This is a genomic window from Paenibacillus sp. IHB B 3084, from assembly GCF_001447315.1.
Taxonomy (GTDB): domain Bacteria; phylum Bacillota; class Bacilli; order Paenibacillales; family Paenibacillaceae; genus Paenibacillus.
Genome location: NZ_CP013203.1, coordinates 715,604 through 727,999, shown reverse-complemented (window position 1 = coordinate 727,999; position 12,396 = coordinate 715,604). Strand labels below are relative to the sequence as shown.

Below are 12,396 nucleotides of genomic sequence, written 5' to 3'. Positions count from 1 at the left end.
ATGTTGATAAGGGGTGTGCTATAAGGAATTTCATCCCCCAATAGTTCTCTATCATGGTACAAATACTAGGGTTATAGAGAAGATCCTTACAGAAGGAATTAAACCAATGGGGAGAGAGTACGTCCATTTGTCCGAGACCCTTGAATTTGCAACGTTAGCAGGCAGTAGACGTGGAGAATTGGCGATTCTGGAAGTTAACACGACAAGTGCCCTAGCTAATAATGTGAAGTTTTATTATGCAAACAATGAGGTTTGGCTTTCTGATTTTGTACCACCACAGTTTTTGAAAAAGTTATAAAGTACGGGGTGGAGCAGGTGGAGAACAAATTCACTTTGTATTTGCACAATCTTTTAAAAAGGAGTTAATCCGTAAAGGTATCTTAAGTAAATATATGAGAGGTATATGATATTGTTCCAGAAGATGGTACAATGTATTGCAGTAAGTCTGTTCTATCATTGGATTGCAATAGCCTTCTTTTTAATGAGTTGATTCCTAACAAGTTCCTTTTAAGGGGTGGTTTATTTTGTCTAATACAGCCACGATACTCACAGAGATAACCAATCATATGAAAGATAATGATTTAATTCTAAGCAACTTAGCCAGAGAAATAGACATGAATCCTGGTACGATGAGCAGCATCATTAATGGGAACCGCACTTTTTCAGTCGATCAACTAGATCGAATCACAAAAGCAATGGGGCATCCTGTCGGCTATTATTATGAACGATATGTGCATGAGTATTTAGCGGAAGCTAACCCGAATTGGCGTCGAATGAGTCCTTTCTTACATAATTGTGCGAGATTAAACAAATTGGACTGTATTCATGAAGTTGTAAACTTATTGATGGACAAACTGGGATACTCAGAATCCTTATTCGAACTTGCAGAAGAACTCTTTAAAGAGGAGTTATATGAGGCGGCAGCTATACTTTATGAAAATGTAGCTGTAAGTGAGAAAAAGCAATATTCAGAACGTCTAGCTATGTGCCAGTATCGATTATTTGTGGCAAGACAAGGTGATAATCAAGAGGAAAACTATGATGCGGTAGTTCAGTTTCAAACTTACGTTGAGCGCTTGGATGAAGCGGATCAGCTAGATGCGTTAAGGGATTTAGTGAATACATGTCGTTCATTGCGTAAGTGGGATAAGGCCAATAAGTTTGCTACAACTTTGGGAAATAAAGCAGAAATACAATACAAAATCGATCAACAGTATCATGCAAAGAGCGAACATAGAAAGAAGTCATTTTACCCTCCATTTGTATACTGGGCATTTTCACATTTAATTCGTGCTGAAGCTTGTGATGCTAAAAAAGATTATGAAACAGGGCTCCAGCATATCCAGAAATATGCCGATTTAAGCTGGGTGGAAGAAGAAGATGAAACGACCCTAAAATGGAAAAATCAATTTAAGGAGTGGGCAAACGCCAATACCTATGTGAATAGGCTCCTTGCGGGTGAAGTAAACGTGCTTCCCGATTATGTTGCTTATTTTTCATCAAGAAAAGATGAAGTTCTTCCCGCACTTGATATTATAGTTGAGGCAGCTAACCAATATCATTTTGATGTAGATGATATTCTAAAGCAATTCGAGGTGGATATTTCATCTTATCTGGAGGAACAAAGCATCGAAAGCTTTTATACTCAACGATTCATAACAGAACGTTTTATACATTTTTCGAAGGAATTATCAGTTTACTATTTGACCAAAGGAAGATTTTCTGATGGCTTTAGATTTTTATTAAGTTGTTTGGAAAAATCTACATTAATCAATAATAAATCGTATATAATTAAATGTATGAGACTGTTTGAGTTTTTTCAAGAACATGCTTCTGCTGAGACAAGGGCAGTTTTCAGAAATTTGATTAATGAGGTGGATGAAGATGAAACGTAAAATTATTCTAACCTTTTTAGTAGCCAGCTTTATGTTAGTAGCAGTAGTGACTATACCTTTACAATTTCCAGATAAAGGGTCTAGTTATCAACCGACACATCACGGCGAAATTTAATCATCTCTAATAGGGATAAGTGATTTAAATTCGCATCAGTTATTGAAGCAGATCATTAAATTCTTATGATCAATACAGAAGGTTAGATGGGATTGTCCGTCTAGCCTTTTTGATTTGTAAGGAGTTAGGGACGGTTTATGCTTTTTTCTCAAAAATGATTTGCAAAAAATAAAGCCCCCTTTTAATGGAGGACTTGATAAAGTCAAGTTATAATATGGTCTAACATTAGTGACAAGCTAGTGAATTGTGATAATACTTCTTCAATTTATTCAAGCTAATAGCAAAACACCATTAGACATTACACAAGAGATCGGTATCACAACGAGACAGCAGCTACATAACTATAAAAGCTTTTAACACTTATCCCTGAGTTACAGGATATGGTTGAAGACCACGATTTGAAAGATACTACTGCTTCGTTGATTTATACATCTTATAACAAGAATATATACTATTATAGTCGTAGTAAGCTCTGTTTATTTCAGTTCAATTGTCACATTATTTAAAAAGGAAATTTCAAAAACAAGAAGATATTATGATGAGAATGGAAGAGCTACACGCGATGTAGACTATACGAATCATGGGAATTCAAAGCAGCATCCAGAGTGGCCTCATGAACATGTTTTTGAATGGAAAGAAGATGGGGAATTTAAGAGAGTTAACAAGAAGTAGGAGGGATTGTTTTTGGAATACTGGATTTAGATTAGAAAGTGGGCACAGAGAATTGAGAATCCTAGAATAAAATCATTCATTCTTAACCGATTGATGTAGAATGCGCAGAAAATGCACATTACGCAATAGGCACTCCACAAAATTAGTGTACTAAAATTCAATACATATCCACGGGTGTCCACACTCACGCGTAAATGCTGCATAAAATATCCCGGATGAACAAAGAGGAGGTGCACGTGAGGACAATGATACACATGGAACCCGTACAGGTGGGTGAGCATACATTTATCGGAGTTGAGGTCAAACTGCCTAAAACAACGCTGTTGACCATCTCCAATTCCCGTGGTTACATCATGTGCGGCGCACTGGATGTCGGATTGCTGAATGAACGGCTGGGAGATCGGAAAATTCTTGCCGCACGAGCTGTGGGTGTGAAAACGCTGCGCGAATTGTTGGAAGCGCCCATGGAGTCGGTGACGACGGAAGCGGAGCAGCTAGGGATTAAGCCGGGTATGCCGGGGTATGAGGCGCTTTTGAAGCTGGTCTAAGTGGAGCTTTTGCTGCACGAAGGTAGAAAAACGCGAAAAAACCGGGGCTGCTTCGCTCCGGTTTTTCAATAGAAAAGTTATATTTTATCGAGTAAAACAATTCAACCTTCATACGAGCTACATGGCCCAGACAAATTAATCCGCAAATAAAGCGGGCAGGCTGTCGCTAAAGGGAGCTTGGACGATCCCTTTTTCGGTAATGATGGCGGTAATGTATTTATGAGGCGTAATGTCGAAAGCCGGGTTATAGACCTTGATACCCTGTGGGGCCGTCCTTTTGCCGAAGCTTTCGGTAACTTCCTCCGCAGGGCGTTCCTCGATGGGAATGTCTGCGCCTGTTGCCGTGTGCAAATCAATTGTAGATAGCGGTGAAGCTACATAAAAAGGAATACCATGCGCCTTGGCCAGCACAGCTAAGCTGTAAGTCCCGATTTTGTTCGCAACATCGCCATTGGCAGCCACTCTGTCCGTGCCGACGATGACGGCCTGAACCCATCCTTTGGCCATGACCATGCCAGCCATGTTGTCACACAGCAGGGTTACATCAATACCAGCCTGCTGAAGTTCAAAAGCCGTCAGTCGCGCCCCTTGGAGCACAGGACGCGTTTCGTCGGCAAACACTTTCAGGTGTATGCCGTTCTCATGTGCGAGATACATGGGAGCGAGCGCCGTCCCATACTTCGCTGTCGCCAGCCCGCCTGCATTGCAGTGAGTGAGCACGCCCATGCCGTCTTGGAATAGAGGTAAAGCATGGACGCCGATCAGGCGGCATACTTCCTCATCCTCTGCCTGAATGGATATAGCTTCACGCTCCAATCCGGCATTCCAATCCTCGACCCGTCCTCCGGTCGCTTCGGCCGTTAGTTCTTTGGCCCGCTTCTTCATACGGTCCAGTGCCCAGAACAGGTTCACCGCTGTCGGTCGTGATGTAGCCAAATGCCCGCAAACGCTGTGTACATGCTCCAGCCATCCAGCAACATCGGTTCCGCCGTAAGCGGAAGCACCCAGCACGACGCCGTAGGCCGCAGCCATCCCGATGGCCGGCGCACCGCGTACCTTCATGGCATGGATGCCATCCCACACTTCCTCGGCTGTGAACAAATCCAGCATCACGATGGATTCGGGCAGCAGGCGCTGGTCCAGCATGGACAAGTGGTCACCTTTCCATACTAGCGACGATAGAGCCTGACCAGGCACTATTTCTTCATTGGAAGCTTCGGTCGCAGATTTTTTGTTTTCACTCATATCCATTAAGCTCCTTTAGTTGGGGCAGCCGTTGCTGTCTGAATAATGTCTCCCAATTCACGAATCGAATGCACCTCACGATTGCGTAGAACCAAGGCTTTCCCGATAGATAGCGCCAGTCTTTCCGCTGCTTCCTTGATCGCAGGATTGGCAATCGTGTCTATATCGGCCACATGCGACAAGCTGATGATGCGGCGGATGACTTTGCAGCCTGCAAAGCCAATCGTATCTTGCAGCACTTTCTGGAGGTACAAGTCCTGATATCCCGGTGTGCGGGCCATGTGGTCGGTAACATGCTCGTCCCACAGTTTGCGGAACCCGCTCTCATACCGCTCCCATACCTGAATGGCAGTCTCTAAAAGCCAGTCACGCCGTTGCTGCATAGCTGTCTCGTCAGTAGTCCATCCGGGCTGTGCTGCGTAGTTCAACAGCAGATTGGCAATCACCGCTCCGATATCAAAGCCCATCGGTCCGTAGTAGGCAAATTCGGGATCAATGACTTTAGTGGACTCCGTTGTTACAAAAATACTACCCGTATGAAGATCGCCATGCAGTAGCGCTTCTGTTCGCGTCAGAAATTTCTCGCGCAGCAAAGCCACTTCCAGGTGAATGGCATGATCTGTACGAAGTGCCTCAGCCTCGTCTTCGATGTACGAACCATAGTTGTTATTGTCCGAAAACCGATAAGGCTCATCCAAAATAAGATCCTCGGTGATTTTACAAAGATCCGGGTTGATAAAGCGCTTGACCAGCTCTTTTTTGTCTTGCTGATTCATGCCCAGATCCGAGGTGAAAAAGAGCGTACGTGCCAGAAATTCTCCAATATGGTCAGCGAAATGCGGATATGTGTTTCCTTCGATTAATCCTTTGCGCATGATTGTGTATGAGCTTAGATCCTCCATCACAGTCAAGGCGAGTTCATCGTCATAGCCGAGCACCGCAGGAACCAGCTCAGGGCAAATGTGGTGCTCCTGCTGAAGTGCCTCGCGTTCAATACGGGCACGATCCAGTGACAGCGGCCAGGATTCACCCACAATTTTCACATAGGGAAGCGCCTGTTTGGCAATGATACTCTTGTCAGATTCAGAATCCGTAATATGAAAAACCAGATTCAGGTTACCATCACCGATTTCTCGGCATTCCAGACGGGCGTCCTGACTAAAAAATCCGGGGATGCCCTTCACGAATTCAATTGCTTCTTCTGTCGTTAAAGGATGATATTGGGACAACGAAGTCACCTCCATAAAATGTGCTTAAGTCGATTTCCAAAAATACTAAAAGATTAAACCAACCATTTTGCTTGGGTAGAGCCAAGTATAACGAAAAACGCTTGAATTTTGTACATTTTTTTTACGAAACGCCGGAAGAGCACTCAGGAACTCTGTTGTTTTGTTTCGTCTCTATACTGGAAGGGTAAATAATAAACAGACGTCCGGCAGGCGAAATACCGTGCCCGCTGGCGTCTTCCCGTCAGAATGACGGTGGATGAATGCGTAAACGTTCCTGAATGAACAATTTGATGAAAAGGAAGGGATTTATTATGGCTAAAACAACAAGCAACTCGAAAAATACGCAAACGAAATCGGTGGAAGAACTGTTAAACCGTCAGGTGGCTAATCTGAATGTGCTATATGTGAAGATTCATAACTATCACTGGTATGTGAAAGGCACCAACTTTTTTACACTCCATGTCAAATTTGAAGAGCTATATAATGAGATTACGCTAAAAATGGACGAGATCGCTGAACGCCTGCTGGCGCTGAAAGGTTCCCCTTCCGCAACGTTAAAAGAATATCTGGAGCTGTCCTCGATTCACGAGGCAAGTGGTAATGAGGATGCGCCGAAAATGGTACAAACGCTGATTGAGGACTTTGCCACCGTCTGTGAGGAATTTCAGGAAGGGATTGAATTGGCAGAAAGTACTTCTGATCAGCCAACCGCAGATTTGCTGATTGGTTATAAGGCGGATCTGGAAAAACATATGTGGATGCTTCGCTCTTATCTGGGCTAACCATAACAAGGATCTGAAAGCTTGATTCTGACAGTTTAATTCTTATTCCATAGAAGTGGGACCGTATTCTGAAATAAGCGCTACACATGTAAAAACGCTACTGACGTCATGTTGTCGGTAGCGTTTTTATGGCTGAAAAAGACAATTACAGCATTTTAATGCTTTTTCATAGATGGGGTACGATTATGATGGGATATGCGGTAATGATGAATAATTACGCTATAATAAAATTAGGAAGCAGACAATCACGGTAAAGCTTCACCTTTCTTTTTCATTGTTCATCACGTTGGCTTTGGAACACATTTCATAATTTAGTCAGGTTCGTATGCTATTTTGCCATTTGTGAGCTGAGTTCGTATGAATATTTTATGAAGAAAATCGCTTAACCTGTTTTTGTTGGTTGCACCCTTAAAGATATTTATTATAAAATAACTTGAGAATCATTGATAATCAGTTTAGAATGAGTATAAATAAATTTTTAAATATTTTGCTTGCTTGAAATCAGGGGGCTCCCCTGTTTAAATATACTTTCTGATTTCGACACCACACTACAAATTTTGGAGGGTATTCCGAATATGGCTACAAACTTTAAGATTGAAGGTCTCAAAGCGACCATTGAAGGCAAGGAAATTCTGAAAGGCATCAACCTCGAAATGAAGGGCGGAGAAATCCATGCCATCATGGGTCCTAACGGAACGGGTAAAAGTACATTGGCCTCTGCTTTGATGGGGCATCCCAAATATGAAGTCACAGATGGCAAAGTAACTTTGGACGGAGAAGACGTTCTGGACATGGAAGTGGATGAGCGCGCACGTGCGGGATTGTTCCTGGCTATGCAGTATCCGAGTGAAATTGCAGGGGTAACAAACTCCGACTTTTTGCGTAGTGCAATTAACGCACGCCGTGAAGAAGGACAGGAAATTTCCCTGATTAAATTTATTCGCCAAATGGAAAGCAAAATGAAGGAACTTGAAATGAATCCTGAGTTTGCTCACCGTTACCTGAATGAAGGTTTCTCCGGTGGTGAGAAAAAACGGAATGAAATTTTGCAAATGATGATGATCGATCCGAAAATCGTCATTCTGGACGAAATTGACTCCGGTCTGGATATTGACGCTTTGAGAATCGTGGCTAGCGGTGTCAATGCTATGCGTTCCGAAGAGCGCGGTTTCCTCATCATTACTCACTACCAGCGTCTGTTGAATTACGTTAAGCCTGATTTCGTACATGTCATGATGCAAGGACGCATCGTTAAATCCGGTGGACCTGAGCTGGCTGAGCGTCTGGAAGCGGACGGTTACGACTGGATCAAGGAAGAACTGGGTATCGTTGATGAAACTGTAGGACAAGAGGCGTAAGCCGGAAGCGAGGAGGAAAACTAATGAGTACACAAACAATCCTTCCGGTAGATTCCGAGCAACTGCGCGTTCTGTCCGAACGTAACGGCGAGCCGTCATGGCTGACCGCAGACAGACAAAAAGCACTTGAGCTTGCAGGCAAACTGGAGCTTCCGGTATTTGAAAAAACCAAAATCGAACGTTGGAATCTCAACGATTACGGTCAACATAAAAACAGCCAGGCGATTCCATCGGTGGGGCAGGTTCCCGCAGCGATTGCCGATCTGGTAAAAGATCAGCAGGAGGGCGGTCTGATTATCCAGCGCAACTCCGGCGCGGTATATGTGAAGCTGAGCGAGGAATTGGCAGCGCAAGGTGTTATTTTCACGGATCTGCAAACGGCGGTTAAGGAGCATGGTGATCTAGTTAAAGCTCATCTGAATACGGTCATTAAGACGGATGAAAATTCATTGTCCGCGCTGCACGCAGCGATCTGGAACGGTGGAGTATTCGCTTATGTGCCGAAGAATGTGGAGTTAAATGTTCCGCTTCAGGCTGTTTTCCTGACAGACGATGCGACAGCAACCTTTGCACCTCACGTACTGCTCATTGCGGAAAGCCACAGTTCCGTGACGTACGTAGACAACTATGTATCTGCGGATTTGGCTGCACCTGTCATTCATAATGGCGCAGTAGAAGTGGTAGCGAATGCAGGAGCCAAGGTGCGCTATGCAACGGTGCATCAGCTAGGAGAGCAAGTAACGGATATTTCCATCCGCCGTGCTACGTTGGGTAATGACGCAGCTATCGAATGGATTGTCGGAGAAATGAACTACGGCAATACAGCGAGCAATACGATGTCCGTGCTGAAAGGCAATGGCTCCAACTCGGATGCCAAGATTATTGCTGTAGGCTCCGGCTCGCAAAAGCTGAACTATACGACACAAGCACAGCATTTTGGCAAAAGTTCGGCCAGCCAGATGATTACACGCGCAGTTATGCGTGAAAATGCTTCTTCCATTATTAACGGTATTACGAAAATTGAAAAAGGTGCTACCAAAGCAGACGGCCAGCAAACAGAACGTGTTCTCATGCTTAGCCCGAAAGCGCGTGGTGACGCTAACCCGATCCTTCTGATTGATGAGGATGATGTGACCGCAGGTCACGCAGCTTCGGTCGGTCAGGTGAATCGTGAACAAGTGTATTATTTGATGTCCCGCGGGATTAGCCGTGCAGAAGCTGAACGCTTGATTATTTATGGCTTTCTGGCACCTGTCGTTTCTGAAATTCCGCTTGAAGGACTTCAACAGCAGCTGCAAAGCCTTGTTGAAAGGAAGTTAGGCCAATGAATACTGCATTGATCCGTGAACAGTTCCCGATTTTACATCAGGAGATTAACGGTCATCCGCTGGTTTATTTGGATAATGCGGCCACTTCGCAAAAGCCGCTGGCGGTCATCGAGGCGATCAAGCACTACTACGAATATGATAATTCGAACGTTCACCGCGGTGTGCATACCTTGGGGAGTCGCGCTACGGATGCTTATGAAGGTGCGCGGGAGAAGGTAGCCCGCTTTCTGAATGCAAAGCGCAGTCAGGAAATTATTTTTACAAGAGGAACAACAACGGCGCTGAATCTGGTCGCTTCTTCCTATGGTAGAGCCAACTGTCAGGAAGGTGATGAGATTGTCATCACACAGATGGAGCATCACAGTAATCTGATTCCGTGGCAACAGGTAGCCAAAGCCACAGGCGCAACTTTAAAATATATTCCCCTTCAAGAGGACGGTAGCGTTGATCTTGCTGACGTGGAAAAAACGGTTACCGAAAACACTAAAATTGTAGCGATCGCACATGTCTCGAATGTGCTTGGTGTTGTGAACCCGGTCAAAGAGATTGCCGCTATTGCGCATCGAAAAGGTGCGATCATCGTCGTAGATGGTGCGCAAAGCACGCCACATATGAAAGTAGACGTACAAGACATAGATGCTGATTTCTATGCCTTTTCTGGTCACAAAATGTGTGGTCCTACAGGGATCGGGGCATTGTACGGCAAAAAGGCGCTGTTGGAAAACATGGAGCCGATTGAGTTCGGCGGGGAAATGATCGACGATGTGGGATTATATGAATCCACATGGAAGGAGCTGCCTTGGAAATTCGAAGGCGGAACCCCGATCATTGCCGGAGCTGTCGGTTTGGGAGCTGCCATTGATTTTCTGGAGAGCATCGGGCTGGACGCGATTGCACAGCATGAAAGCCGTCTGGCCAACTATGCTCTCAAACGTCTACGTGAAGTGGATGGCTTGACGATTTACGGTCCTGCTGAACGTCATGTAGGACTCGTAACATTCAATCTGAATGATGTACATCCGCATGATGTAGCGACCGTGCTGGATAGTAAAGGGGTGGCTGTACGTGCAGGCCATCACTGCTGCCAGCCATTGATGCGCTGGTTGAAAGCCAGTGCAACGGCGCGAGCCAGCTTTTACCTCTATAACACAGAAGAGGAAGTCGACGTTTTGATCAGCGCCTTAATCCAAACAAAGGAGTATTTTGGCGATGCAACTTGATGACTTGTACCGACGTGTAATTATGGATCATTATAAAAATCCGCGGAATCGCGGACGTTTTGAGGATGACGTGGTCACGGTGGATTTGAACAATCCTACGTGTGGTGACCGGATTTCTCTTCAACTCAAGACGAAGGACGGCGTTGTCGAGGATGCCCGTTTTACAGGGGAAGGCTGTTCAATCAGCATGTCCTCCGCTTCAATGATGACAGAGGCGGTTAAGGGAAAAACGATTGATCAGGCGCTGGATATGGCGAATCGCTTCTCTTCTCTGATGAAGGGTGAAGCCGCCGAATTCGACGATTATGAAGAACTGGAAGCTTTGTCAGGTGTCAATAAGTTCCCGGCCCGTATCAAATGTGCGACTTTGGCCTGGAACGCGTTGCGCAAAGGAATTGATGAAGAACAATAATTTAACTAGAATAGAGGAGGTTTGAGAAACATGGCCAAGCAAGCACCGGAAATGGAAGAGTATAAATATGGCTTTCGTGACGAGCACAAATCCATTTTCCAAACAGGTAAGGGTCTCACTCCGGAAATCGTAAAGGAAATCTCCAAAATTAAGGATGAGCCAGAATGGATGCTGGAATTCCGTCTGAAAGCACTAAAGCAGTTTGAAAAAATGCCTATGCCAAGCTGGGGCGGAGATATGAATGATCTGGATTTCGACGATATCCAGTACTATGTAAGACCTTCCGAGAAGCAAGGAAAAACGTGGGAAGAGGTTCCTACGGAAATTAAGGAAACCTTTGATAAACTGGGGATTCCTGAGGCGGAGCAAAAGTTTCTGGCTGGTGTATCCGCACAGTATGAATCCGAGGTTGTTTACCATAGCATGCAAAAGGAACTGGAAGATCAGGGCGTTATTTTCATGGACACCGATACGGCGCTGCGTGAGCATCCTGAAATTCTGAGAGAGTATTTTGCGACAGTTGTACCTCCTGCGGACAACAAGTTTGCAGCACTGAACAGTGCGGTATGGTCAGGCGGAAGCTTTATCTATGTACCGAAGGGTGTAAAATGTGAAGTTCCATTGCAGGCTTACTTCCGTATTAACTCGGAAAACATGGGGCAATTCGAGCGTACACTCATTATTGCCGACGAAGACAGCTTCGTTCATTATGTAGAAGGCTGTACGGCTCCGATTTACAGCACGAACTCGCTGCATAGCGCAGTGGTGGAAATCATTTGTAAGAAAAATGCACGCGTTCGTTACACAACGATCCAAAACTGGGCACCAAACATCTTTAACTTGGTGACCAAACGTGCGGTTGCAGAAGAAAATGCAACGATGGAATGGGTCGATGGTAACATTGGTTCCAAGCTGACAATGAAATACCCGGCAGTTGTGCTGAAAGGCCGTGGAGCTAAAGGTATGGTCTTGTCCATTGCAGTTGCAGGCAAAGGCCAGCATCAGGATGCAGGGGCGAAAATGATCCATTTGGCACCAGATACGACATCGACGATTGTGTCCAAGTCGATCAGTAAGCATGGCGGTAAAGTTACGTATCGCGGATTGGCTTCATTCGGTCGTCAGGCTCAAGGGGCAAAATCGAATATCAAGTGTGATACGTTGATTTGGATAACCAGTCGACCTCCGATACGATTCCTTATAATGAAATCATGAACGACGACATTACGCTGGAGCACGAAGCAACGGTATCCAAGGTATCGGAGGATCAGTTGTTCTATCTGATGAGCCGCGGCCTGACCGAAGCGGAAGCGACACAAATGATCGTTATGGGCTTTATCGAACCGTTCACCAAAGAACTGCCGATGGAGTACGCGGTAGAGATGAACCGTTTGATCAAGTTCGAAATGGAAGGCAGTATTGGTTAAAACGCCGTAACCCTTGGTGAGACAAGGTTTTTGAGATAATCTAAAGATCTTAAAGACGGATCGTGCCGATTTTGTGCCGACTCGTATTCCCTGTTAGTGTAGGAGGCGAACTTTTTAAGTTCGTCTTCTTCTATTTTTCCGTAATATCTAAATAGATGTCGGCAG

10 protein-coding genes and 1 pseudogene are annotated in these 12,396 nt (G+C 44.9%); 9 read left to right on the top strand and 2 right to left on the bottom strand.

Features of this window, described 5'->3' with window-relative positions:
- The first annotated feature begins 13 nt into the window (after window positions 1-13).
- The 3 genes from ASL14_RS03405 to ASL14_RS03390 all read left to right on the top strand — a co-directional run bounded on the left by ASL14_RS03405 (window position 14) and on the right by ASL14_RS03390 (window position 3,230).
- Entirely contained in the window at window positions 14-298 is a 285-nt protein-coding gene (locus tag ASL14_RS03405) for an RNA 2'-phosphotransferase (RefSeq protein ID WP_134910455.1), read from the top strand.
- Between the two features lie 226 nt (window positions 299-524).
- Complete coding sequence (locus ASL14_RS03400; RefSeq protein WP_223264177.1) at window positions 525-1,895, top strand: helix-turn-helix domain-containing protein; 1,371 nt, start codon at window positions 525-527, stop codon at window positions 1,893-1,895.
- 1,032 nt (window positions 1,896-2,927) lie between these two features.
- Window positions 2,928-3,230: a YunC family protein gene (locus ASL14_RS03390; RefSeq protein WP_134914362.1), complete on the top strand. Its 303-nt coding sequence runs from the start codon at window positions 2,928-2,930 to the stop codon at window positions 3,228-3,230.
- Window positions 3,231-3,365: 135 nt separating this feature from the next.
- Here the strand turns inward: ASL14_RS03390 and mtnA are convergent, their stop codons facing one another.
- Both mtnA and mtnK read right to left on the bottom strand, forming a co-directional pair.
- The gene (gene mtnA / locus ASL14_RS03385) at window positions 3,366-4,475 is read right to left on the bottom strand and encodes an S-methyl-5-thioribose-1-phosphate isomerase (protein WP_134910454.1); all 1,110 of its coding nucleotides are present in this window, start codon (window positions 4,473-4,475) and stop codon (window positions 3,366-3,368) included.
- 5 nt (window positions 4,476-4,480) lie between these two features.
- Window positions 4,481-5,704, bottom strand: coding sequence for an S-methyl-5-thioribose kinase (gene mtnK / locus ASL14_RS03380; protein WP_134910453.1), 1,224 nt, complete (start codon window positions 5,702-5,704; stop codon window positions 4,481-4,483).
- A gap of 311 nt (window positions 5,705-6,015) precedes the next feature.
- On the opposite strand from mtnK, the gene ASL14_RS03375 reads away from it, so the two are divergent.
- From ASL14_RS03375 to sufB, 6 genes and pseudogenes are all read left to right on the top strand, one after another.
- Window positions 6,016-6,486, top strand: coding sequence for a Dps family protein (locus ASL14_RS03375; protein WP_134910452.1), 471 nt, complete (start codon window positions 6,016-6,018; stop codon window positions 6,484-6,486).
- A gap of 575 nt (window positions 6,487-7,061) precedes the next feature.
- The gene (gene sufC, locus ASL14_RS03370) at window positions 7,062-7,844 is read left to right on the top strand and encodes a Fe-S cluster assembly ATPase SufC (RefSeq protein WP_025685365.1); all 783 of its coding nucleotides are present in this window, start codon (window positions 7,062-7,064) and stop codon (window positions 7,842-7,844) included.
- A gap of 23 nt (window positions 7,845-7,867) precedes the next feature.
- Window positions 7,868-9,172: a Fe-S cluster assembly protein SufD gene (gene sufD, locus ASL14_RS03365; RefSeq protein ID WP_134910451.1), complete on the top strand. Its 1,305-nt coding sequence runs from the start codon at window positions 7,868-7,870 to the stop codon at window positions 9,170-9,172.
- Window positions 9,169-10,392 (top strand): cysteine desulfurase, encoded by a 1,224-nt coding sequence (locus ASL14_RS03360; protein ID WP_134910450.1) that lies wholly within the window; start codon window positions 9,169-9,171, stop codon window positions 10,390-10,392. The genes sufD and ASL14_RS03360 overlap by 4 nt, the downstream gene beginning before the upstream one ends.
- Entirely contained in the window at window positions 10,382-10,804 is a 423-nt protein-coding gene (gene sufU, locus ASL14_RS03355) for a Fe-S cluster assembly sulfur transfer protein SufU (protein ID WP_025685368.1), read from the top strand. The genes ASL14_RS03360 and sufU overlap by 11 nt, the downstream gene beginning before the upstream one ends.
- Window positions 10,805-10,834: 30 nt before the next feature.
- Window positions 10,835-12,231, top strand: a pseudogene (gene sufB, locus ASL14_RS03350) (Fe-S cluster assembly protein SufB).
- Window positions 12,232-12,396: the final 165 nt, after the last annotated feature.

Bases quoted from the DNA above. Each gene is read 5' to 3' on its own strand.
- ASL14_RS03390 (WP_134914362.1), top strand. From the start codon at position 2,928: ATGATACACATGGAACCCGTACAGGTGGGTGAGCATACATTTATCGGA.
- mtnA (WP_134910454.1), bottom strand. From the start codon at position 4,475: ATGAGTGAAAACAAAAAATCTGCGACCGAAGCTTCCAATGAAGAAATA.
- ASL14_RS03375 (WP_134910452.1), top strand. From the start codon at position 6,016: ATGGCTAAAACAACAAGCAACTCGAAAAATACGCAAACGAAATCGGTG.
- sufC (WP_025685365.1), top strand. From the start codon at position 7,062: ATGGCTACAAACTTTAAGATTGAAGGTCTCAAAGCGACCATTGAAGGC.
- sufD (WP_134910451.1), top strand. From the start codon at position 7,868: ATGAGTACACAAACAATCCTTCCGGTAGATTCCGAGCAACTGCGCGTT.
- ASL14_RS03360 (WP_134910450.1), top strand. From the start codon at position 9,169: ATGAATACTGCATTGATCCGTGAACAGTTCCCGATTTTACATCAGGAG.
- sufU (WP_025685368.1), top strand. From the start codon at position 10,382: ATGCAACTTGATGACTTGTACCGACGTGTAATTATGGATCATTATAAA.